The sequence below is a fragment of the Kitasatospora saccharophila genome, from assembly GCF_039529925.1.
GTDB lineage: Bacteria > Actinomycetota > Actinomycetes > Streptomycetales > Streptomycetaceae > Kitasatospora > Kitasatospora saccharophila.
This window is the reverse complement of the sequence record NZ_BAAANS010000071.1, coordinates 1-18,566: the sequence shown is the minus strand read 5'-3', so window position 1 is coordinate 18,566 and position 18,566 is coordinate 1. Positions and strand designations below refer to the sequence as shown.

Genomic DNA, 18,566 nt, shown 5'->3' with positions numbered 1-18,566 from the left:
GGACCGAGGAGGTGGGAGAGATCACCGTGCAGGTCGTCGAGGTGCTCCCCCGCCGCCGGGTCGCGGCCTGACCGAACGGGGAGCCCGCCAGGCTCTTCGAGAGGTCCCCGTGTCACTCCCCCCTACCCCCCTGATCGACCGGCTGCGCGCCGCCGGGTGCGTCTTCGCCGAGGACGAGGCCCGGCTGCTGCTGGCCGCCGCCGACGATCCCGCCCGGCTCGACGCGATGGTCGAACTCCGGTGCGCCGGACACCCGTTGGAGCAGGTGGTGGGCTACGCCGAGTTCGCCGGGCTGCGGGTGGCGCTCGCGCCCGGGGTGTTCGTGCCGCGCCGCCGCAGCGAGTTCCTGGTCGAACGCGCCGCCGCGCTGGGCCGCCCCGGCGCGGTGCTGCTCGACCTGTGCTGCGGCTCCGGCGCGATCGGCGCGGCGCTGGCCGCCCGGCTCGGCCCCGGCGTCGAACTGCACGCCGCGGACGTCGACCCGGCGGCGGTGGCCTGCGCCCGCCGCAACCTGACCCCGTACGGCGGACGGGTGCACCTGGGCGACCTGGACGCCCCGCTGCCGCCCGACCTGCGCGGCCGGGTCGACCTGCTGCTGGCCAACGCCCCGTACGTGCCGACCGGCGAGATCCCGCTGCTGCCCCCGGAGGCCCGCGACCACGAGCCCGCGACCGCGCTGGACGGCGGGACGGACGGCCTGGCCGTCCAGCGCCGGGTCGCGGCGGCCGCCCCGCGCTGGCTGGCGCCCGGCGGCCTGCTGCTGATCGAGACCAGCGCCCGCCAGGCCCCGGCCACCGCCGCCCTGCTGACGGCGGCGGGGCTCGTCCCGCGCACCGAGCAGGACGGCGAGCGGGACGCCACCGTGGTGATCGGGCGGCGGCGTCAGTAGCGGTAGTCGGCGGCCACCGCGAGGTGGTCGCTGGCGTCCGCCGGGAGGGTGCGGGAGTCGGTCGGGACCAGGCCGCCCTTGCTGAGGATCTGGTCGATCCGGGCGGTCGGGAAGGAGGCCGGCCAGGAGAAGCCGAAGCCGTCGCCCGCCGCGCCCTGGGCGGAGCGCATCTGCGAGGTGACCGGGGCCAGGCTGCGGTCGTTCATGGTGCCGTTGAGGTCGCCGAGCAGCAGCACCCGGCGCAGCGGCTCGTGCTCGATCGCGTCGCCGAGGGCCTGCGCGCTGACGTCGCGCCGGCCGGCCGTGAAACCGGTGTCGAACGTGACCCGCACCGAGGGCAGGTGGGCGACGTACACCGCGAGCGGGCCCTTGGGGGTGGTGACCCGGGCCCGGAAGGCCCTGGTCCAGCCCATCTTGATGTCGACCACCGAGACCTCGTCGATCGGGTAGCTGGACCACAGCCCGACGGTGCCCTCCACCACGTGGTACGGGAAGGCGGCGGCCAGCCCGTCGGCGTACCCGGGGGCGGCGGAGGCGGACAGCTCCTCCAGCGCGACGATCTCGGCGCCGGAGCCGGTGAGCATCCGGATGGTGCCCTGCGGGTCGTCGTTGGCGGCGGCCACGTTGTGGGTCAGGACGGTGAAGTCGCCGGGCCCGCTGCCCTTGTCGACCAGCAGCGCGCCGAACAGGTTCAGCCAGACCGCGCCGGGCAGCAGCGCCGCGACCAGCGCCACCCCGGCCCGCCGCCAGAGCGCGAGCCCGAGCAGCACCGGGACGGCCAGGCCGAGCCAGGGCAGGAAGGTCTCCAGCAGGCTGCCCAGGTCGCCGACGGCGTTGGGCACCTGGGCGTGGAACACCAGCAGCCCGGTGACCAGCAGGCCGAGCGCGGTGAGCGGCCACCCGCGCCGCCAGTCGAACCAGCGGCGCAGCTTCTCCCGCCGCCCCTCGGGCCGCTCCGGCTCCTGCGCCAGTACCGCCGGGCCGTCCGCCCGCACCATCGTCCGCTCCTCGCCGTCGCACCCGGCCGACTCGCCCGCCGACCGGCCGGGCCGCCCGACGGCGGCCCCGACCTGCCCCGATCCGATTCTCGGCTCAGCCTATGACGGGATGGACGCGGCGAAGTGCCCGGGAAGTTCCGCCCCTGCGCCGGACGGGGTGCGCCCCGGGGTGCCCGGCGGGCGGCGGACGGGACGGTTCAGCGGGCGGCGGACGGGACGGTTCAGCGGGCGGCGGACGGGACGGGCCCGGCCCCGGCGGACGGGGCGGCGCCGATGCCCTGCAGGGCGGCGTCGACCATCTGCCGGGGCAGGTCCGGGTCCTCCAGCGGCGAGTCGTCCCACAGGACGGTGCGCAGCAGGATCGGGCCGATCAGCAGCTCGCAGAGCAGTTCCTGGTCCAGGTCGGCGCGCAGTTCGCCCGCCTCGACGCCGCGCCGGACGATCTGCCGGACCAGCTCGCGCCGGGGCCGCACCACCCGCTCCTGGTAGGTGTGCTTGAGCTCGGGCCAGCTGTTCATCTGGCCGAGCGCGGAGCGGACCACCCAGCGGGAGCGCTTGATCAGGCCGCGCCGGCGCATGTAGTCGACGGCGTTGATCAGGTCGTCCCGGTAGGTCGGGCCGAGCAGCGGGGGCAGCGGCTCCTCCAGCCGGGCCACCACGTCCACCAGCAGGGCCTCCTTGTTGGGCCAGCGCCGGTAGATGGTGGCCTTGCCGACGCCCGCCTCGGCGGCGATCCGCTCGATGGACAGCTCGGCCAGGCCGGTGCCGTCCTCCATCAGCTTCTCGACGGCGGCGTAGATGGCCTGTTCGGCGGCCTCGCTGCGCGGACGGCCCCGCCGCGGAGCGTCCTGCTCCGCGGCGGGGCCGGGGTACGGCGGGAGCGGAGTGTCGGCGCTCGTCATGGCCCTATTCTCCACCCTCGTGATCACACCTTGGCAGTGCTCGCGCCGGAGTCCGTCCGGCCCTGCGGGACGGCCGCCGGGGCGCCCGGTCCGCCGGCTGCGGCGCCCTTGGCGGGCAGCAGGAGCAGCGCCAGCACCGCGCCGAGCACGGTGACGCCGGCCGAGACGCCGGAGACCACGTGCATGGCGTGGATGAAGGCGTCCTTCGCCGGGTCGACCAGCGCGGGCAGCTGGAGCTTCTCGGCCGTCCCGAGGGTCGACTCGATCGACTCGCCGGCCCGGTCGCGGAACTGCTCCGGGACGGCGGACAGGTGGTCCTGCACGCCGTTGCGGTAGACCGTGGAGAGCAGCGCGCCGAGCACCGCGATGCCGAGCGAGCCGCCGACCTGGCGGAAGGTGTTGTTCAGCGCGGAGCCGGCGCCGGCCTTCTCCCGCGGCAGCGCACCCATGATGGCCACGGTCACCGGCGGCATGACGTGCGCCATGCCGGTGCCCATCACGAAGCCGAGCACGATCAGCAGCCAGATCGGGCTGGTCGCGGTCAGGAAGGCGTAGCCGAGGAAGCCGACGGTGACCAGCAGCATGCCGCCGGCGCAGGTGGCGCGGACGCCGAAGCGGTCGACCACCAGCCGGGCCCGCGGCGCGAAGAGCAGCTGGGCGACGGCCAGCGGCAGCATCAGCTCGCCGGCCTCCAGGGCGCTGTAGCCGCGGACGCTCTGGATGTAGAACACGCCGAAGAAGGAGACGCCCATCAGCGCGAAGAACACGATGCCGACCACGCCGATCGAGGCCGAGAACACCTTGTTGCGGAACCAGGTGACGTCCAGCGCCGGGTGCCGGCTGTGCTTCTCGAACAGCACGAAGGCGACCAGCGCGAGCACGCCGACCAGGGTCGGGACCCAGGCCTTCGGGTCGGTGAAGTCGGCCAGTTCGCCGCCCTTGATGATGCCGTAGATCAGGGCCACCAGGCCGACGATGGACAGCAGCACGCCGACCGGGTCGAGCTTGCCGGGGTTGGGGTCCTTGGAGTCCGGGACGAGCCAGCCCATCAGGGCGAGCGCCACGACCACGATCGGGACGTTGACCAGGAAGACCGAGCCCCACCAGAAGTGCTCGATCAGCAGGCCGCCGGTGATCGGGCCGATGGCGATGGCCAGGCCGACCGCGCCGGCCCAGATGCCGATCGCCTTGGGCTGCTCGTGCCGCTCGAAGACGTTCATGATGATGGCCAGCGTGGCGGGCATCACGAAGGCGCCGCCGAGGCCCATCACGGCGCGGTAGCCGATGAGTTCGCCCGGGCTGGCGGCCATCGCGGACAGCAGCGAGCCGAGGCCGAAGACCAGCATGCCCGCCAGCAGCGTCCACTTGCGGCCGAACCGGTCGCCGAGCAGGCCGGCGGTGAACAGCAGGCCCGCGAAGACCAGCGTGTAGGAGTTGATCGCCCATTCCAGGTCGCTCTGGCTCGCGCCGAGGCCCACCGGGGCGGGGGTGGCGATGGTCTTCATCGCCACGTTGAGGATCGAGTTGTCGAGGACGACGACGAGCAGGGCGAGCACCAGGGTGCCCAGGATCCACCAGCGTCGGCGGTGTACGGCTTCCGGCACCCGGGGTGCCTGGACAGCTGCGGTCGGCGAGGTCATGCGAACAGCCTAGCCGGTTTTTCAATACGAGACGGTCTCGTATCGCAACTGCACGGGCAAGGAACGGCAAAGACCTCCCCAAGGGCTCCGCCCGGACCCGCCCGGTCCTCCCCCGGCACCCGTCCCGACCCCGCCGGACACGACCGGGACTCCCGACTCTTTGCGCGCGGCCCGCGGCGTGCAAGCATGGAGCCAGATCCGGGGACGCCGCACGGCGCCTCGAGACGACACACACCAGGAGCCTGTTCGATGAACAACGCCTCTCCGCTTCAGCCTGCCCAGACGCAGGACGCGCCCGCCGGCACCACCCTCTACGGCGGGGTCACCAACCGCCGGGTCACCGTCCGGGACCTCGCCAAGGCCAAGCGCAACGGCGAGCGCTGGGCCATGCTCACCGCCTACGACGCCCTCACCGCCGGGGTCTTCGACGAGGCCGGCATCCCCGTCCTGCTGGTCGGCGACTCCGCCGGCAACTGCCACCTCGGCTACGAGACCACGGTGCCGGTGACCATGGACCAGATGGTGATGATGTCCGCCGCCGTCGTCCGCGGCACCCAGCGCGCCCTGATCGTCGCCGACCTGCCGTTCGGCTCCTACCAGGAGTCCCCCGCCCAGGCCATGCACAACGCCGCCCGCCTGATGAAGGAGGCCGGCGTCCAGGCCGTCAAGCTGGAGGGCGGCGAGCGCAGCGCCCGCACCATCGAACTGCTCGTCGACGCCGGCATCCCGGTGATGGCCCACATCGGCCTCACCCCGCAGTCCGTGCACGCCTTCGGCGGCTACCCCGTCCAGGGCCGCGGCGACGAGGCCGCGCACCAGCTGCTGCGCGACGCGAAGGCCGTCCAGCAGGCCGGCGCCTTCGCCGTCGTCCTGGAGGCCGTCCCCGCCGAACTCGCCGCGCAGGTCACCGAGCACTCCGCGATCCCCACCGTCGGCATCGGCGGCGGCCCCGGCACCGACGCGCAGGTCCTGGTCTGGACCGACTTCGCCGGCATGACGGCCGGCCGCGTCCCCAAGTTCGTCAAGCAGTACGCCGACCTCCGCTCGACCCTCGCCCGCGCCGCGGCCGAGTTCGCCACCGACGTCCGCGAGGGCACCTTCCCGGGCCCGGAGCACTCCTTCAGCTGAGCCGGGAAGTCCCGACAGGGAGCCCTGGCAGGGAGCCCTGGCAGGGAGTCCCGACAGGGGCTCGGGGAACGGCGAGTCCGTGCTGCTGACGGCCGGAGCCCACCGAAGTGTCCGTGCTGCTGCGTGTGGTGAACAGAACCAGAAGCCCACGCGCGCAACGGCAGTGAACCGCCAGCAGCCACGGGCTCGCCGTTCCCCGAGCCCCTGGTGGTGCCCTCCTGTCACCGCTCTGACAGCGCCGTGACAGCGAGCTGACAGGCGGCCCCGGCACGGTGTTCCCATGACACGAATCGAGCGGAACGCCGTGGAGGTCCACGGCATCGTGAAGCACTACGGGGAGACGAAGGCCCTGGACGGGGTCGACCTGACGGTGCGCGAGGGGACGGTGCTGGGGCTGCTCGGGCCGAACGGGGCCGGGAAGACCACGCTGGTGCGGGTGCTGTCCACGCTGATCAAGCCGGACGCGGGCACGGCGTTCGTCGGGGGCTACGACGTGCTGCGCCAGCCCAAGCAGTTGCGCCGCACCATCGGCCTGACCGGCCAGTACGCCTCGGTGGACGAGCTGCTGTCGGGCTACGAGAACCTGTACCTGATCGGGCGGCTGCTGGACCTCCCGGCGAAGGCGGCCAAGGCCCGGGCCGCCGAGCTGCTGGAGCGCTTCTCGCTGACCGAGGCGGCCAAGCGGCCCGCCAAGGGCTACTCGGGCGGCATGCGCCGCCGGCTGGACCTGGCCGCGTCGATGATCGGCCGGCCGAAGGTGCTGTACCTGGACGAGCCCACCACCGGCCTGGACCCGCGCACCCGCAACGAGGTGTGGGACGAGGTGCAGCGGATGGTCGGCGAGGGTTCGACGGTGCTGCTGACCACCCAGTACATGGAGGAGGCCGAGCAGCTCGCGCACGCGCTGACCGTGATCGACAAGGGCCGGGTGATCGCCAACGGCGGCGTCCAGGAGCTGAAGGCCCAGGTCGGCGGCCGGAGCCTGCAGGTGCGCCCGGCCGACCCGGCGCAGCTCGCCGAGATGGCGCACGCCCTGCGGCAGGCGGGCGTCCAGGCCACCTTCTCCGCCGAGTCGGAGCTGCTCTCGGTGCACCTGGCCGACGACGCCCTGCTGACCACCGTGATCGGGGTGCTGGGCACCCGCGGCTTCGGGATCGCCGGGATCGACACCGAACTGCCCAGCCTGGACGAGGTGTTCCTGACCATCACCGGCGGCAGGCCCGCCGTCCCCGCCCAGTCCCGTGACAAGGAGCCCGTCGCATGAGCACCGCCACCCTGACCCCCGCTCCCGCCGCGGCCGCCGGCGAGGACGACACCCGGATCGGCCTGCGGGCCAACCTGCGCCACCTGGGCGCGCTGACCCGCCGGAACCTGATGCGGATCAAGGCCGACCCGGAGTCGATGCTGGACGCGCTGCTGATCCCGGTCATCATGATCGTGCTGTTCGTCTACGTGTTCGGCGGCGCGATGTCCGGCAACCAGCACGAGTACATGCAGTACATGGTGCCCGGCCTGCTCGGCACCACCGGCCTGAACCTGGCGATGGCGCTCGGCACCGGCCTGAACACCGACTTCCAGACCGGCGTGATGGACCGTTTCCGCACCCTGCCGATCGGGCGCTCGGCGGTGCTGCTGTCGAAGATGATCGCCGAGACGCTGCGCGCCGTGGTCGCCTTCGTGGTGCTGATCGGCTTCGCGATGGTCCTCGGGATGGACATCGACGGCGGCCCGCTGAAGCTGCTGGGCGCGGTCGGCCTGTCGCTGGTGTTCGGCTCCTCGCTGATGTGGGTGTCGATGCTGCTGGGCATGTCGCTGCGCAGCGCCCAGGCGGTGCAGGGCATGTCGATGCTGGTGATGATGCCGCTGCAGTTCGGCAGCTCGATCTTCGCCGACCCGACCACCATGCCGGGCTGGCTGCAGGCGTTCACCAAGCACAACCCGCTGTCCGCGCTGGCCGACGCCTGCCGGGCCCTGATCAACGACCAGCCGGTGGGCAACTCGGTCCTGACGGTGCTGGTCTGGTCGGCGGCGATCACCGTCGTGACCGCGCCGCTGGCGGTGGCCCGCTTCCGCAAGCGCACCTGACGGTGGGTCAGCGGTCCCCGGTGCCGAACGGGCCGGGATCGTTCAACAGGGCGGACGCCTCGCGCAGCGTGAGGCGTCCGCCCCGTTCGTACGAGGCCAGGTAGTCGTCCTCGCCGAGCAGTTCGCGGGCGGCGGCGGCGCAGCGGGCGTACTCGCTGCGCTCCATGAACGAGCCGGGCATGCCGCTGAGGCCCTCGTGGGCGCCGAGCAGTTCGGCGGCGCGGCGGGCGGCCTCGGGTTCGCCGTGCAGCCGGGCGTACTCGACCAGGGCTCCGGCGACCGGCGTCATCAGCATCATCGCCATGTGCTCGACGAAGACCATGACGCTGCTCTCGCCCTCGGTCATCGTGCGGCGGCCGGCGCGCATCAGCGCCAGGCCGGCCGCCGGGTCGCCGGCGCGGGCCACCACCCAGCCGCGGATGCAGGCGACGATGCCGGCGAACACCGAGGGGACGGGGCCGCGCAGGCCCGGGTCGGCGGGCAGCTCGTCGAGCACGGCGAGCGCCTCGGCGTACTCGCCGCGCCGCACGCACAGGTTGCACAGCACCAGCCGCCCGTACATCCGGGCGCCCTCGGCGTCGGTGTTGTCGGCGGCGGCCTCCGCGACCGCCTCGCGGACCATCCGCTCGCCGCCCTCCGGGTCGCGTTCGGCCACCACCTCACCGAGCCGGGCCCGCAGCATCGGGACCTCCTGGTGGGCGCCGAGCTGGACGGACAGCTCGATGGCCTGCCGGAAGGCCGCCTCGGCCTGGACGGCGTCGCCGGACTTGGTGGCGTTCTCGGCCTTGCCGGAGAGCGCGTCGGCCATGCCCCAGCGGTCGCCCAGCCCGGTGTAGAGGGCGAGCGCCTCCGCGCTGTCGGCGATCGCCTGGTCGAGGCCGCCGGCCAGGTCGTTGAGCAGCCGGGCGCGCAGTTGCAGGGCGAAGGCCAGGTCGAGCGGGCCGCCGTGCACCCGGGCCCCGGCCACCGCGTCGTCCATCACCGCGCGGGTGCGCTCCATCTCGCCGGTGAGGAAGACGGTGAACACCCGGCCGAGCACCGGCTGCCGGTAGGACTGCGGCAGTTCGGGGGTGTAGGCGGCCAGGATGCGCTGGGCGGTCTCCAGCGCGCCGGAGTTCTCCAGCAGGCTCATGTCCCCGGCGAACAGGCTGATCAGCCGGTGCAGGCCGAGCTGGCGGCGGGCCTCGTCGAGCAACTCGGGCGGCATCGGCAGCGGCCCGTCCAGCGGCCCGGCGGCGAGCGGGACGGGCGGCGGGGCGTCGTCGGCGTACGGGTCGGGGCCGAGCGCGGCGACCGCCTCGTACCAGGCGCGGGACTCGTCGCGGTAGTCGCGCAGCATCCAGTAGCCGGCCATCGACAGGGCCAGTGCCAGCGCCTCCTGCTCCTGGCCGGTGTCGACGGCCCGGCGCAGCGCGGCCCGGACGTTCTCCTGCTCGCGGTCGAGGCGGTCGAGCTCGTCGAGCTGGCCGGGGCCGTGCAGGCCGAGGTACGCGGTGCGGCTGAGCTCCCGGTAGTGGGCGGTGTGGCGGTCGCCGGTGCCGGGCTCGGCGGCCTCGGCGAGGCGTTCGGCGGCGTACTCGTGGATGGTCTCCAGCATCCGGTAGCGCGGCCGGTCGCCGAGGCCCGCGACCAGCAGGGACTTGTCGACCAGCGAGAGCAGCAGGTCGGCGACCTCCTCCCGGCGGACCAGGTCGCCGTCGGCGACGACCTGTTCGGCGGCCTCCAGGGTGCAGCCGCCGGCGAACACCGAGAGCCGGCGCAGCACGGCGCGCTCGCGGGTGCCGAGCAGGTCCCAGGACCAGTCGACGACGGCGCGCAGGGTCTGCTGGCGGGGCAGCAGGGTGCGCGAGCCGGCGGTGAGCAGGGCGAACCGGGAGTCGAGGCGGTCGGCGAGCTGGCGCGGGGTGAGGCCGCGCAGCCGGGCGGCGGCGAGTTCGATGGCCAGCGGGAGGCCGTCCAGGCGGCGGCAGAGTTCGGCGCAGGCGTCCGGGTCCTGGTCGGTGCGGAAGCCGGGGCGGGCGGCGGCGCCGCGTTCGGCGAGCAGCCGCAGCGCGGCGGGGTCGGGCAGCGGTTCGACCGGCAGCACGCTCTCGCCGGGGACGCCGAGCGGTTCGCGGCTGGTGGCGAGGACGGTGACGCCGGGGCAGTCGGCGAGCAGCCGGTCGGCGAGGTCGGCGGCGGCCTGGACGACGTGCTCGCAGTTGTCGATCAGCAGCAGGACGCGGCGGCGGCCGAGGTGGTCGACCAGCCGGGAGACCGGGTCCTTGCGGCCGCCCTCGATGGCCTCGGCGACCGCGCCGCCGGTGTGCAGCACCGTCTCGCGCAGGCCGAGCGCGGAGGCGACCGCGTCCGGGACGGCGGCCGGGTCCTCCAGCGGGGCGAGTTCGACCTGCCAGACGCCGCCGGGCCAGCGGGCGGCGTCCTGTTCGCGGCGGCCCGCCTCGACCGACAGCCGGGTCTTGCCGGAGCCGCCGGGCCCGGTCAGCGTGGTGAGCCGGCCGGCCGTCAGGGCCTCGGCGACGGTGGCGAGTTCGCCGTCCCGGCCGACGAAGCTGGTCCGGCCGGGGCGGAGGTTGCCGGGTGCCGGGGCGGCCGGGGGTGCGGCGGGGGCGGGGGCGGGGGCCGGTTCGCCCTGCAGCAACTCCCGGTGCAGGGCGCGCAGTTCGGGGCCGGGGTCGGTGCCGAGCTCCTCGGCCAGGGTGCGCCGGACCTCCTCGTAGTGGCCGAGCGCCTCGGCGGTGCGGCCGGCCGCCCGCAGGGCGCGCAGCCGCAGCGCCTGGAGCTGCTCGTCGAAGGGGTGGTCGCGGCAGAGTTCGGCGAGCTCGGCGGTGACCTCGGCGGTGCGGCCGAGGGCGAGTTCGGCGGTCAGCCGGTGCCGGCGGGCCTCCTCGCGCTGGGCCTCCAGCCGGGCGGCGGGGGCGGTGCGGTCCGGCAGGTCGGCGAGGGCGGGGCCGCGCCACAGCGCGAGCGCGGCGGTCAGCTGGTCGGCGGCGGCGGCCGGGTCGCCGTCCCGCAGGGCGCGGGCGCCGTCGGCGGCCCGGCGCTGGAACTCGGCGACGTCGGTGCGCGGGTCGGCCAGCCAGTACCCGGCGGGGCCGGAGCCGATCTCGGACCGGCCGACGGTCCGGCGCAGCCGCCCGACCAGGGTCTGCAGCGCGGCGGCGGCGTCCTGCGGCGGCTCGTCGGCCCACACCTCGTCGGCGAGCAGCTCGGCGGGCACGGGACGGCCCTGGCGCAGCGCGAGCGCGGCCAGCAGCGCGCGCAGCCGGGCACCGCCGAGGGCGACCGGGGTGCCGTCGTCGTGGTGGGCGGTGGTGGTGCCGAGGATGCCGTAGTGCACCAGCCCATTCTGGGGGACGCGCCGACGCCCGGGCGCACACCCGTGCGGACGGGCCGGTGCGGGCCCGGGCGGCGGGCGGCGGGAGCCGGTGCGGGCCCGGGCGGCGGGAGCCGGTGCGGCGGAACGCCCGGCCGCTCCCGGACGTTCACCCGGGGCCGCTTGTCCGGCGCGCCCGGTCGACGGCATGATCGGACGTCCGTCCCGCCACCACCTCCCGGAGCCCCCTCGCCATGACCTACGCCAGCACCGGCCAGCGCAGCGCGGAGAACCGGATCAGTCCGATCTTCCTGGCGCTGGCCGCCATCCTGCTCGCCTCCGGCTGGGCCCTGGCCGCCTCCTGGGGCAACATGCGCGTCGGGGTGTTCCTGTTCGTGGTCTCCGGCTGGATGGTCTCGCTCTGCCTGCACGAGTACGCGCACGCCCGCACCGCGCTGGCGGGCGGCGACCTCACGGTCGGCACCAAGGGCTACCTGACGCTGAACCCGCTGAAGTACGGGCACGTGGTGCTGAGCTTCGTGCTGCCGGTGGTCTTCGTGATCATGGGCGGCATCGGCCTGCCCGGCGGCGCGGTCTACATCGAGCGGGACCGGATCGCCGGCCGGCTCAAGCACAGCCTGATCTCGGCGGCCGGCCCGCTGGTGAACGTGCTGTTCGGCGTGGTGACGCTGGTGCTGGTCAGCGGGGGCTGGTTCGACGACCCGGACGTGCCGTCCGTGCTCGGCGAGTACGCGTTCACCGTCTCGCCGCTGCCCGCCGCACTGGCCTTCCTGGCCTACCTGCAGGTGACCGCGGCGATCCTGAACCTGCTGCCGGTGCCGGGCCTGGACGGCTACGGCATCGTCGAGCCCTGGCTGTCGTACAAGGTCCGGCGGGCGGTCGCCCCGTACGCGCCCTACGGCATGCTGCTGCTGTTCGCGCTGATGTGGCAGAGCCAGGTCGGGCAGTGGATGTACGACCTGGTGTCGGGGATCTTCGACCTGTTCGGCGTCGACTCCCGGTACATCGGCCTCGGGCACGAGCTCTTCAGCTTCTGGAAGGACTAGGCCCGGGCCGGAGCGGCCCCGCTCAGCCCCGTTCGGCGGGGGCGGCCGCGGCGCGGCGCGCGATCCGGTCCTTGCGCAGGTGGTACCAGGCGATGTTGCTGGCCACGACGGCCAGCAGGACCCACACCACGCCGTACCAGTTGCCCTTGGCGAACGAGACCACCGCGGCGGCCACCGCCAGGACGAGGACGGTCGAGGCGTACAGGGCGGTGCGGGGCATGGCGGGGCTCCTCGGGGGCGGCGGTGTGCCCGGCCATTCTCGCCGACCGAACGGGGCGGCCGGGGCCGGGGGTGGGGCGCAGGGGGCGCGCGCCGGGGGCCCGGGGCCGGCCGCGGCGCGCGCCGGGCTCACACGTCGGTGATCCGCAGGCCCGCGTGGGCCTTGTAGCGGCGGTTGACCGCGATCAGGTTGGCGACCAGCGACTCCACCTGGTGGGCGTTGCGCAGCCGGCCCGCGAAGACGCCGCGCATGCCGGGGATCCGGGAGGCGAGCGCCTGCACGGTCTCGGTGGCGGCCCGGTCCTCGCCGAGCACCATCACGTCGGTGTCGATCCGCTCCACGCTCTCGTCCTGGAGCAGCACCGCGGACAGGTGGTGGAAGGCCGCGGTGACGGTGGAGTCGGGCAGCAGCGCGGCGGCCTGCTGGGCGGCCGAGCCCTCGGGGACCTGCAGCGGGTAGGCGCCCTGCTTGTCGAAGCCCAGCGGGTTGACGCAGTCGACCACGATCTTCCCGGCGAGTTCGGCGCGCAGCGAGACCAGCGTCTCGGCGTGGCCGTCCCAGGGCACCGCGACGATCACCACGTCGCTGTCGGCCGCGCAGGCCGCGTTGTCGGCGCCGCGGATGCCCAGGCCCAGTTCGGCCGCGCAGGCTTCGGCGCGTTCGGCGCTGCGGGAGCCGATCACCACCTGCTGTCCGGCCCTGGCCAGCCGCAGGGCCAGGCCGCGGCCCTGGTCGCCGGTGCCGCCGAGCACGCCCACCACCAGGTGGGAGACGTCGGGCAGGTTCCGGCCCGGACCGGCCGTCGCGTTCACTGAATCGGGTTGCGTCATGGCGAAGATCCTGCCAAACCCGCCGCCGGGGCAGCATGCTGTCGCGCATGGACGCGGTGAGAGTTTCCGCACTCCGGCACTCGCTGGCCGGCACCGGGTGGCCCGAGCGGGCCGGCGCCTTCGCCGCCGCGCTGCGCGGTTCGGTGACCAGGCGCAGCGCGAGCGGCCTGCTGCTGGTCGGCACCCCGCGCTACGAGCCGTGGCACCTGGCGGCGCACCTGAGCGACGAGGCCGCGTACGCCGGGCTGCCGGAGCTGGCCCCGACGCTGCTGCGGCACTCCGTCCCGGCGGGCGCGCCGGAGCACCTGGCCTGCGGGCTGCCCCGGCTCGCGGGGGCGCGCGCGGGCGCGACGGTGCTGCTGGTGGCGCCCGGACCGGCCGACGCGCCGCTGCTGGAGCGGCTGGACGACGCCCGCCGGGCCGGGGCGGTGCTGCTGGCGCTGGACGACGGCGACCCGGAGCTGGCCGACCTGGCGCACGAGCGGCTGACCGTGCCGGGGGCCGCCCCGGAGCCGTTCGAGCTGGTCCAGCACCTGGTCAGCTCGGCCACCACGGCCGCCCCGGCGCGCTCCCGGCTGTCCCGGCTGGCCGAGCGGCTGACCTCCTCGCCGGTGCTGCGCTGGTAGCCGCGCCCCCTCGGGCCCCGGGAGAAAACCGGTTGCCCCGCCGCGCCGCGGTGGCGCAGCATCTGGCCATGTGACAGGCACCGCTCCGTTCCTCCGCAGGCTGCTCCCGGACACCGCGCCCTGGCGGGCCTCGCGGGACTTCCGGCTGCTCTGGCTGTCGGGGTGCGTGACGGGCTTCGGCAGCTTCCTGTCGTTCGTGGCGCTGCCGATCCAGATCAAGCAGCTGACCGGTTCGACCTTCGCGGTGGGCCTGGTCGGCGCGTTCGAGCTGGTGCCGCTGGTGGTGTTCGGCCTGTGGGGCGGCGCCCTGGCGGACGCGCTGGACCGCCGCCGCCTGGTGCTGCTGAGCGAGGCCGGGCTGGCCCTGCTGGCGGCCCTGCTGCTGGCCAACGCGCTGCTGCCGCACCCGCTGCTGTGGCCGGTCTACCTGGTGGCGGCGCTGACCGCGGCGCTGGCCGGGCTGCAGCGCCCGGCGCTGGACTCGATGGTCCCCCGGGTGGTGGCGCACGACCAGCTGCCCGCCGCGTTCGCCCTCAACTCGCTGTACCGCAACGTCGCCTCGGTGGCCGGGCCGCCGCTGGCGGGCGTGGTGGTCGCGCTGGCCGGCGCCCGCAGCGCCTACGCGCTGGACCTGCTGACCTTCCTGGCCTCGCTGCTGCTGATCGTCCGGATGCGGCCGGTGCCGCCCGCCGAGAGCGCCGAGGCCCCGTCGCTGCGCACCATCGGGCAGGGCCTGGCGTACGCCTGGAGCCGCAAGGACCTGCTGGGCACCTACGCGATCGACCTGGTGGCGATGCTGTTCGCCTACCCGGTGGCGCTGTACCCGTTCCTGGCCGCCGAGCTGGACGCCGAGTGGGCGCTGGGCCTGCTGTACGGGGCGACGGCGGCCGGGGCGCTGCTGGTGGCGGCGACCGGCGGCTGGACGGCCCGGGTGCACCGGCACGGGCGGATGCTGCTGTTCGCGGCGCTCGGCTGGGGCGGGGCGGTGGCGCTGGCGGGCCTGGCCGGGAACGTCTGGCTGGTGCTGCTGTTCCTGGCGGTGGCCGGCGGGGCGGACCAGATCAGCGGGGTGGCCCGGTCGACGCTGTGGAACCAGTCCATCCCCGACGGGCTGCGCGGGCGGCTCGCCGGGGTGGAGGTGCTCTCGTACTCGGTGGGCCCGCAGCTGGGCCAGGTGCGGGCCGGCGGGATGGCCGCGCTGGTCGGGGTGCGCGGCTCGATCTGGGCGGGCGGGCTGCTGTGCGTGGCGGGCGTGCTGGCGCTGACCGCGGCGATCCCGAAGCTGCTGGCCTGGGACTCGCGGACCGACCCGCACGCGCTGGCGGTGCGCGAGCAGCACGAGCGCCAGGCCGCGGGCGTCTCCTGAGGGCCGCTCAGCCGCCGGCGGGCGGCTCCCCGTCGTTCCAGCGCGGGTCGTCCTTCCACTCCTGGTTGCGCTCGGCGGCGGTCTCCAGGGCGCGCGCGGCCTCCTCCCGGCTCGGGTAGGGGCCGAGCCGGTCCTTGGCCGGGCACTCCGGGCCCTCCTCGACCTTGCCGTGCTTGATGCAGTAGAACCACTCCCCCGGCTGCCCGGTGGGCTTGCTGCGGCCGAACACCATCGTCTGCTCCTCCTGTCCTGCGGCGATCGGTGGTGATCCTTTCCCGCCGCGGCGGTCGTACACGCGGCCGGGTCCGGACGGGCGGCGGCCGATACACTCGCCGTCATGGCTCTGGTACCCGGCACGCTGTCCCCCACCCGCAAGGTCCCCGCGCACATCGCGCGTCCGGAGTACGTCGGCAAGCCCGCGCCGACGCCGTACACCGGCCCCGAGGTGCAGGACGCCGAGACGGTCGAGAAGATGCGGATCGCCGGACGGATCGCGGCGCGGGCGATGGCCGAGGCGGCGGAGCTGATCGCCCCGGGCGTGACCACCGACGAGCTGGACGCCGTCGCGCACGCCTACATGTGCGACCACGGCGCGTACCCGTCGGACCTCGGCTACCGGGGCTTCCCGAAGTCGATCTGCACCTCGGTCAACGAGGTGATCTGCCACGGCATCCCGGACTCGACCGTGCTGCGGGACGGCGACATCGTCAACATCGACGCCACCGCGTACATCCACGGCGTGCACGGCGACCTGAACGCCACCTACCTGTGCGGCGAGGTGGACGAGGAGTCCCGGCTGCTGGTCGAGCGCACCGAGGAGGCGCTGAACCGGGCGATCAAGGCGGTCAAGCCGGGCCGGCAGGTCAACGTGATCGGCCGGGTCATCGAGTCGTACGCCAAGCGCTTCGGCTACGGGGTGGTGCGCGACTTCACCGGCCACGGCATCAACACCTCGTTCCACTCCGGCCTGATCATCCCGCACTACGACAGCGACCGGGCCACCCAGGTGATCAAGCCGGGGATGACCTTCACCATCGAGCCGATGCTCACCCTGGGCACCTACGACTACGAGATCTGGCCGGACGGCTGGACGGTGGTCACCAAGGACCGCAAGCGCACCGCCCAGTTCGAGCACACCCTGCTGGTCACCGCGGACGGCGCGGAGATCCTCACCCTGCCCTGAGCGCCCGCGCCCCGGGACGCACGCCCGGACGCACGACGGCGGCCCCCGCTCACCGGGCGGGGGCCGCCGTACCGTTCCTGCGCGGGCTCAGCCGATCAGCCACTGCTCCTGGGCCACCGCGCCGACCTCGGTGCAGGCGTCGGTCAGCACGTCCAGCACCCGCAGCGGGTCCGGCAGCGGGCGCTCGGGGCCGCGCAGCCAGCGCACCTCGGAGCCGTCCGGCAGCGCGGCCGGCGGGACGAGGGTGTACGAGCCGCGGCAGTGCCAGCGCAGGCCGGGGTGCTCGGAGACGGTGTCGGGGGTGGAGTCCAGCGCGCTGGTCCACCACTCGTCCTCGTCCTGCGGGGTGCCGCGGGTCGCGGTGAAGAACAGGTACCGGTCGCCGCCGACCGCGGCCACCGGGCCGACCGCGCCGAGCGCCTCCAGCCGCTCCAGGGCCAGCACGCCGGCCTCGGCCGGGACGTCCAGCACGTCGTGCGCGCGGCCGGTCGCGGTGACGAAGTTCGCCTCCGGGTCGCGGGCCAGCCAGCGCTCCAACTGCTCGGCGTCGGTGGTGGCCTGGGACTGCCAGGCGAAGGACAGCGGGTGCTGGGCCGGGGCCGGGCAGCCGACCCGGTCGCACGAGCAGCGGTGCCCGGCCGGGTGCGCCGCGGGCGCCACCGGGAAGCCCGCTCTGGCCGCCCCCAGCAGCAGATCCAGCCGCGCGGCCGCGTCCCCTCCGCCGGCCTCCCGGCGTTCCCGCCGCTCCCGCCGCCACCAGGAGGTCCACCTGCCGCTGGCTTCCATCTGGCCCCTTCCGCACGCACCTGCCTGAGCTGCCGTGCCAGGTACGGCACGGCCACCGACGCAACAACCGACGCCAACGCACGGAGCGGCTCACCGCTTCCCGAGGGGTGCACCGCACCCGGGGGCGTCCTGCCGTCGACCGGCGCCGGGGTCTCCGGGCCGCCGACGTCCGGGGTCGGGTACGGGGCACGAGTGTCGTGCCCGGCGGGCGGGCGCACCTCGGCGCACCCCACCCGACCCGTACGGGCCCGCGGACCCGGGTGAACCCCGGGGGCGTACGTAGCAGGATAAGGCTCCCGGAGCCCCCCGGATGACCGGGGGCGGTGCCGCCCCCGTCACACCCGCTCCACACCCCCGCTCCGGAACCGACACACCCGGCCGGCCGGGACCGCCCGCGCCGCGCCTACCCTGGACGGGTGAAGAGCGCCGACACCGAGTTCGTCGGGGGCCCGCTGGACGGTCGCGTCCTGCCGGTCCTGCTGGGCATGACGCACAGCGTCCCCAAGGTCTACCGGGTGCCCGTCCCCGCGCACGGGGACGTCCCGGCGACCGTGCTGGTCTACCGTCGCGCCAAGGAGCACGACGCCAAGGGGCGGTTCCGCTGGCGCTACGAGTACGACGCCGGCTCCTGACCGCACCCCCGCGGGGGCTCAGCCCTCGTCGGCCAGGATCAGGTACAGCTTCTTCTTGGTCTCGGCCAGCACCGCGAGGCCCTTGGTCCGCTGCTCCTCGGTGCCGGTCATCATGACCTGCCGCACCGCGTGGTCCACCGCCGCGAGCGCGGCGCCGACCTCCTGGACGGCCTCCCAGTCGTCCCGCCGGCCGGCCTCGTCCCACGGGGACGCCCCGGCCCGCTCGGCCTCGGCCCGGCCCGCTCCCGTCAGCTCGAACAGCTTCTTGCCGGACTCCTCGTTGGCCTCGACCAGCCCCTCCTCCTCCAGCAGCTGGAGCGTCGGGTAGACCGACCCCGGGCTGGGCCGCCAGACCCCGCCGGTGCGCTCACCGATCTCGGTGATCATCTCGTAGCCGTGCATCGGCCGCTCCAGCAGCAGCGCGAGCAGCGAGGCCCGCACGTCACCGCGCCTGGCCCGCCCCCCGCCCCGCCCGCCGCCGTGCCCGCGCGGACCGTGCCCGCCGAAGCCGCGGCCGCGCGGACCGAACCCCGGCCCGAACGGCGGCATCGGCCGCCCTGGCGCCCCGAACGGCCCGAACGCCGCCCGGCCGCCGAACTCCTCGGACCCTTCGCCGGGCCCTCCCGGCCGCCCCGGGCCCTCGGCCCAACGACGCCGGCCTTCTCCACCGAATCGCTTGTCGTACCGCATGACGAACACCTGTCTTCCATGAGAGACGGACGCTCCGACTGTCGAAGCATCTCGATAACTCGACGATATATCGCTAACTATCGGAAGACAACCCCGTTCCGACACCCGCACCTGACCCGCGACAGCGAAGGTGGACGGCATGCCGCTGAAGTTGGACCGATGGCTGTTCGTGCCGCCCAAGATGGATCACTATGCAGTTTGGGACAGC

Annotated in this window: 18 protein-coding genes; 9 read left to right on the top strand and 9 right to left on the bottom strand. The window is 74.7% G+C overall.

Annotated features, from left to right (window positions below):
* The first annotated feature begins 109 nt into the window (after positions 1 to 109).
* Entirely contained in the window at positions 110 to 889 is a 780-nt protein-coding gene (locus ABD345_RS34305; RefSeq protein WP_344558006.1) for a putative protein N(5)-glutamine methyltransferase, read from the top strand.
* Here the strand turns inward: ABD345_RS34305 and ABD345_RS34300 are convergent.
* The 3 genes from ABD345_RS34300 to ABD345_RS34290 form a co-directional block, all read right to left on the bottom strand.
* Positions 883 to 1,887 carry an endonuclease/exonuclease/phosphatase family protein gene (locus ABD345_RS34300; protein ID WP_344558004.1) on the bottom strand — a complete coding sequence of 335 codons (1,005 nt, stop codon included), beginning with the start codon at positions 1,885 to 1,887 and terminating at the stop codon, positions 883 to 885. The genes ABD345_RS34305 and ABD345_RS34300 overlap by 7 nt on opposite strands.
* Positions 1,888 to 2,108: 221 nt before the next feature.
* Positions 2,109 to 2,789: a TetR/AcrR family transcriptional regulator gene (locus ABD345_RS34295; protein WP_344558002.1), complete on the bottom strand. Its 681-nt coding sequence runs from the start codon at positions 2,787 to 2,789 to the stop codon at positions 2,109 to 2,111.
* Between the two features lie 23 nt (positions 2,790 to 2,812).
* Positions 2,813 to 4,429 (bottom strand): MFS transporter, encoded by a 1,617-nt coding sequence (locus tag ABD345_RS34290; protein WP_344558000.1) that lies wholly within the window; start codon positions 4,427 to 4,429, stop codon positions 2,813 to 2,815.
* A gap of 249 nt (positions 4,430 to 4,678) precedes the next feature.
* On the opposite strand from ABD345_RS34290, the gene panB reads away from it, so the two are divergent.
* The 3 genes from panB to ABD345_RS34275 all read left to right on the top strand — a co-directional run bounded on the left by panB (position 4,679) and on the right by ABD345_RS34275 (position 7,642).
* Complete coding sequence (panB, locus tag ABD345_RS34285) at positions 4,679 to 5,557, top strand: 3-methyl-2-oxobutanoate hydroxymethyltransferase (protein ID WP_344557998.1); 879 nt, start codon at positions 4,679 to 4,681, stop codon at positions 5,555 to 5,557.
* Positions 5,558 to 5,837: 280 nt separating this feature from the next.
* A complete protein-coding gene (locus tag ABD345_RS34280; protein WP_344557996.1) occupies positions 5,838 to 6,821 on the top strand; it encodes an ATP-binding cassette domain-containing protein in 984 nt (327 codons plus the stop codon).
* On the top strand, positions 6,818 to 7,642 hold the full coding sequence (locus ABD345_RS34275; protein WP_344557994.1) for an ABC transporter permease: 825 nt from the start codon (positions 6,818 to 6,820) through the stop codon (positions 7,640 to 7,642). The genes ABD345_RS34280 and ABD345_RS34275 overlap by 4 nt, the downstream gene beginning before the upstream one ends.
* A 7-nt stretch (positions 7,643 to 7,649) precedes the next feature.
* On the opposite strand, the gene ABD345_RS34270 is transcribed toward ABD345_RS34275, so the two are convergent.
* Entirely contained in the window at positions 7,650 to 10,982 is a 3,333-nt protein-coding gene (locus tag ABD345_RS34270; RefSeq protein WP_344557992.1) for an ATP-binding protein, read from the bottom strand.
* Positions 10,983 to 11,212: 230 nt separating this feature from the next.
* On the opposite strand from ABD345_RS34270, the gene ABD345_RS34265 reads away from it, so the two are divergent.
* Positions 11,213 to 12,025, top strand: coding sequence for a site-2 protease family protein (locus ABD345_RS34265; RefSeq protein ID WP_344557991.1), 813 nt, complete (start codon positions 11,213 to 11,215; stop codon positions 12,023 to 12,025).
* Between the two features lie 22 nt (positions 12,026 to 12,047).
* Here ABD345_RS34265 and ABD345_RS34260 read toward each other — a convergent pair whose 3' ends face one another.
* Entirely contained in the window at positions 12,048 to 12,245 is a 198-nt protein-coding gene (locus tag ABD345_RS34260; RefSeq protein WP_344557990.1) for a hypothetical protein, read from the bottom strand.
* A 128-nt stretch (positions 12,246 to 12,373) separates the two neighbouring features.
* Complete coding sequence (gene npdG, locus ABD345_RS34255) at positions 12,374 to 13,075, bottom strand: NADPH-dependent F420 reductase (RefSeq protein ID WP_344557989.1); 702 nt, start codon at positions 13,073 to 13,075, stop codon at positions 12,374 to 12,376.
* 47 nt (positions 13,076 to 13,122) lie between these two features.
* On the opposite strand from npdG, the gene ABD345_RS34250 reads away from it, so the two are divergent.
* Together ABD345_RS34250 and ABD345_RS34245 are read left to right on the top strand one after the other, a co-directional pair.
* Positions 13,123 to 13,701 (top strand): hypothetical protein, encoded by a 579-nt coding sequence (locus ABD345_RS34250; protein ID WP_344557987.1) that lies wholly within the window; start codon positions 13,123 to 13,125, stop codon positions 13,699 to 13,701.
* A 70-nt stretch (positions 13,702 to 13,771) separates the two neighbouring features.
* Entirely contained in the window at positions 13,772 to 15,067 is a 1,296-nt protein-coding gene (locus tag ABD345_RS34245; protein ID WP_344557986.1) for an MFS transporter, read from the top strand.
* 7 nt (positions 15,068 to 15,074) lie between these two features.
* Here the strand turns inward: ABD345_RS34245 and ABD345_RS34240 are convergent, their stop codons facing one another.
* Positions 15,075 to 15,299: a hypothetical protein gene (locus tag ABD345_RS34240; RefSeq protein ID WP_344557985.1), complete on the bottom strand. Its 225-nt coding sequence runs from the start codon at positions 15,297 to 15,299 to the stop codon at positions 15,075 to 15,077.
* 105 nt (positions 15,300 to 15,404) lie between these two features.
* Here ABD345_RS34240 and map point away from each other — a divergent pair, with 105 nt between their 5' ends.
* On the top strand, positions 15,405 to 16,250 hold the full coding sequence (map, locus tag ABD345_RS34235) for a type I methionyl aminopeptidase (protein WP_344557984.1): 846 nt from the start codon (positions 15,405 to 15,407) through the stop codon (positions 16,248 to 16,250).
* Positions 16,251 to 16,337: 87 nt separating this feature from the next.
* On the opposite strand, the gene ABD345_RS34230 is transcribed toward map, so the two are convergent.
* Positions 16,338 to 17,036: a bifunctional DNA primase/polymerase gene (locus ABD345_RS34230; RefSeq protein ID WP_344557982.1), complete on the bottom strand. Its 699-nt coding sequence runs from the start codon at positions 17,034 to 17,036 to the stop codon at positions 16,338 to 16,340.
* A gap of 416 nt (positions 17,037 to 17,452) precedes the next feature.
* On the opposite strand from ABD345_RS34230, the gene ABD345_RS34225 reads away from it, so the two are divergent.
* A complete protein-coding gene (locus ABD345_RS34225; RefSeq protein WP_344558027.1) occupies positions 17,453 to 17,668 on the top strand; it encodes a hypothetical protein in 216 nt (71 codons plus the stop codon).
* A gap of 18 nt (positions 17,669 to 17,686) precedes the next feature.
* Here ABD345_RS34225 and ABD345_RS34220 read toward each other — a convergent pair whose 3' ends face one another.
* Positions 17,687 to 18,358: a PadR family transcriptional regulator gene (locus ABD345_RS34220; RefSeq protein WP_344557981.1), complete on the bottom strand. Its 672-nt coding sequence runs from the start codon at positions 18,356 to 18,358 to the stop codon at positions 17,687 to 17,689.
* Positions 18,359 to 18,566: the final 208 nt, after the last annotated feature.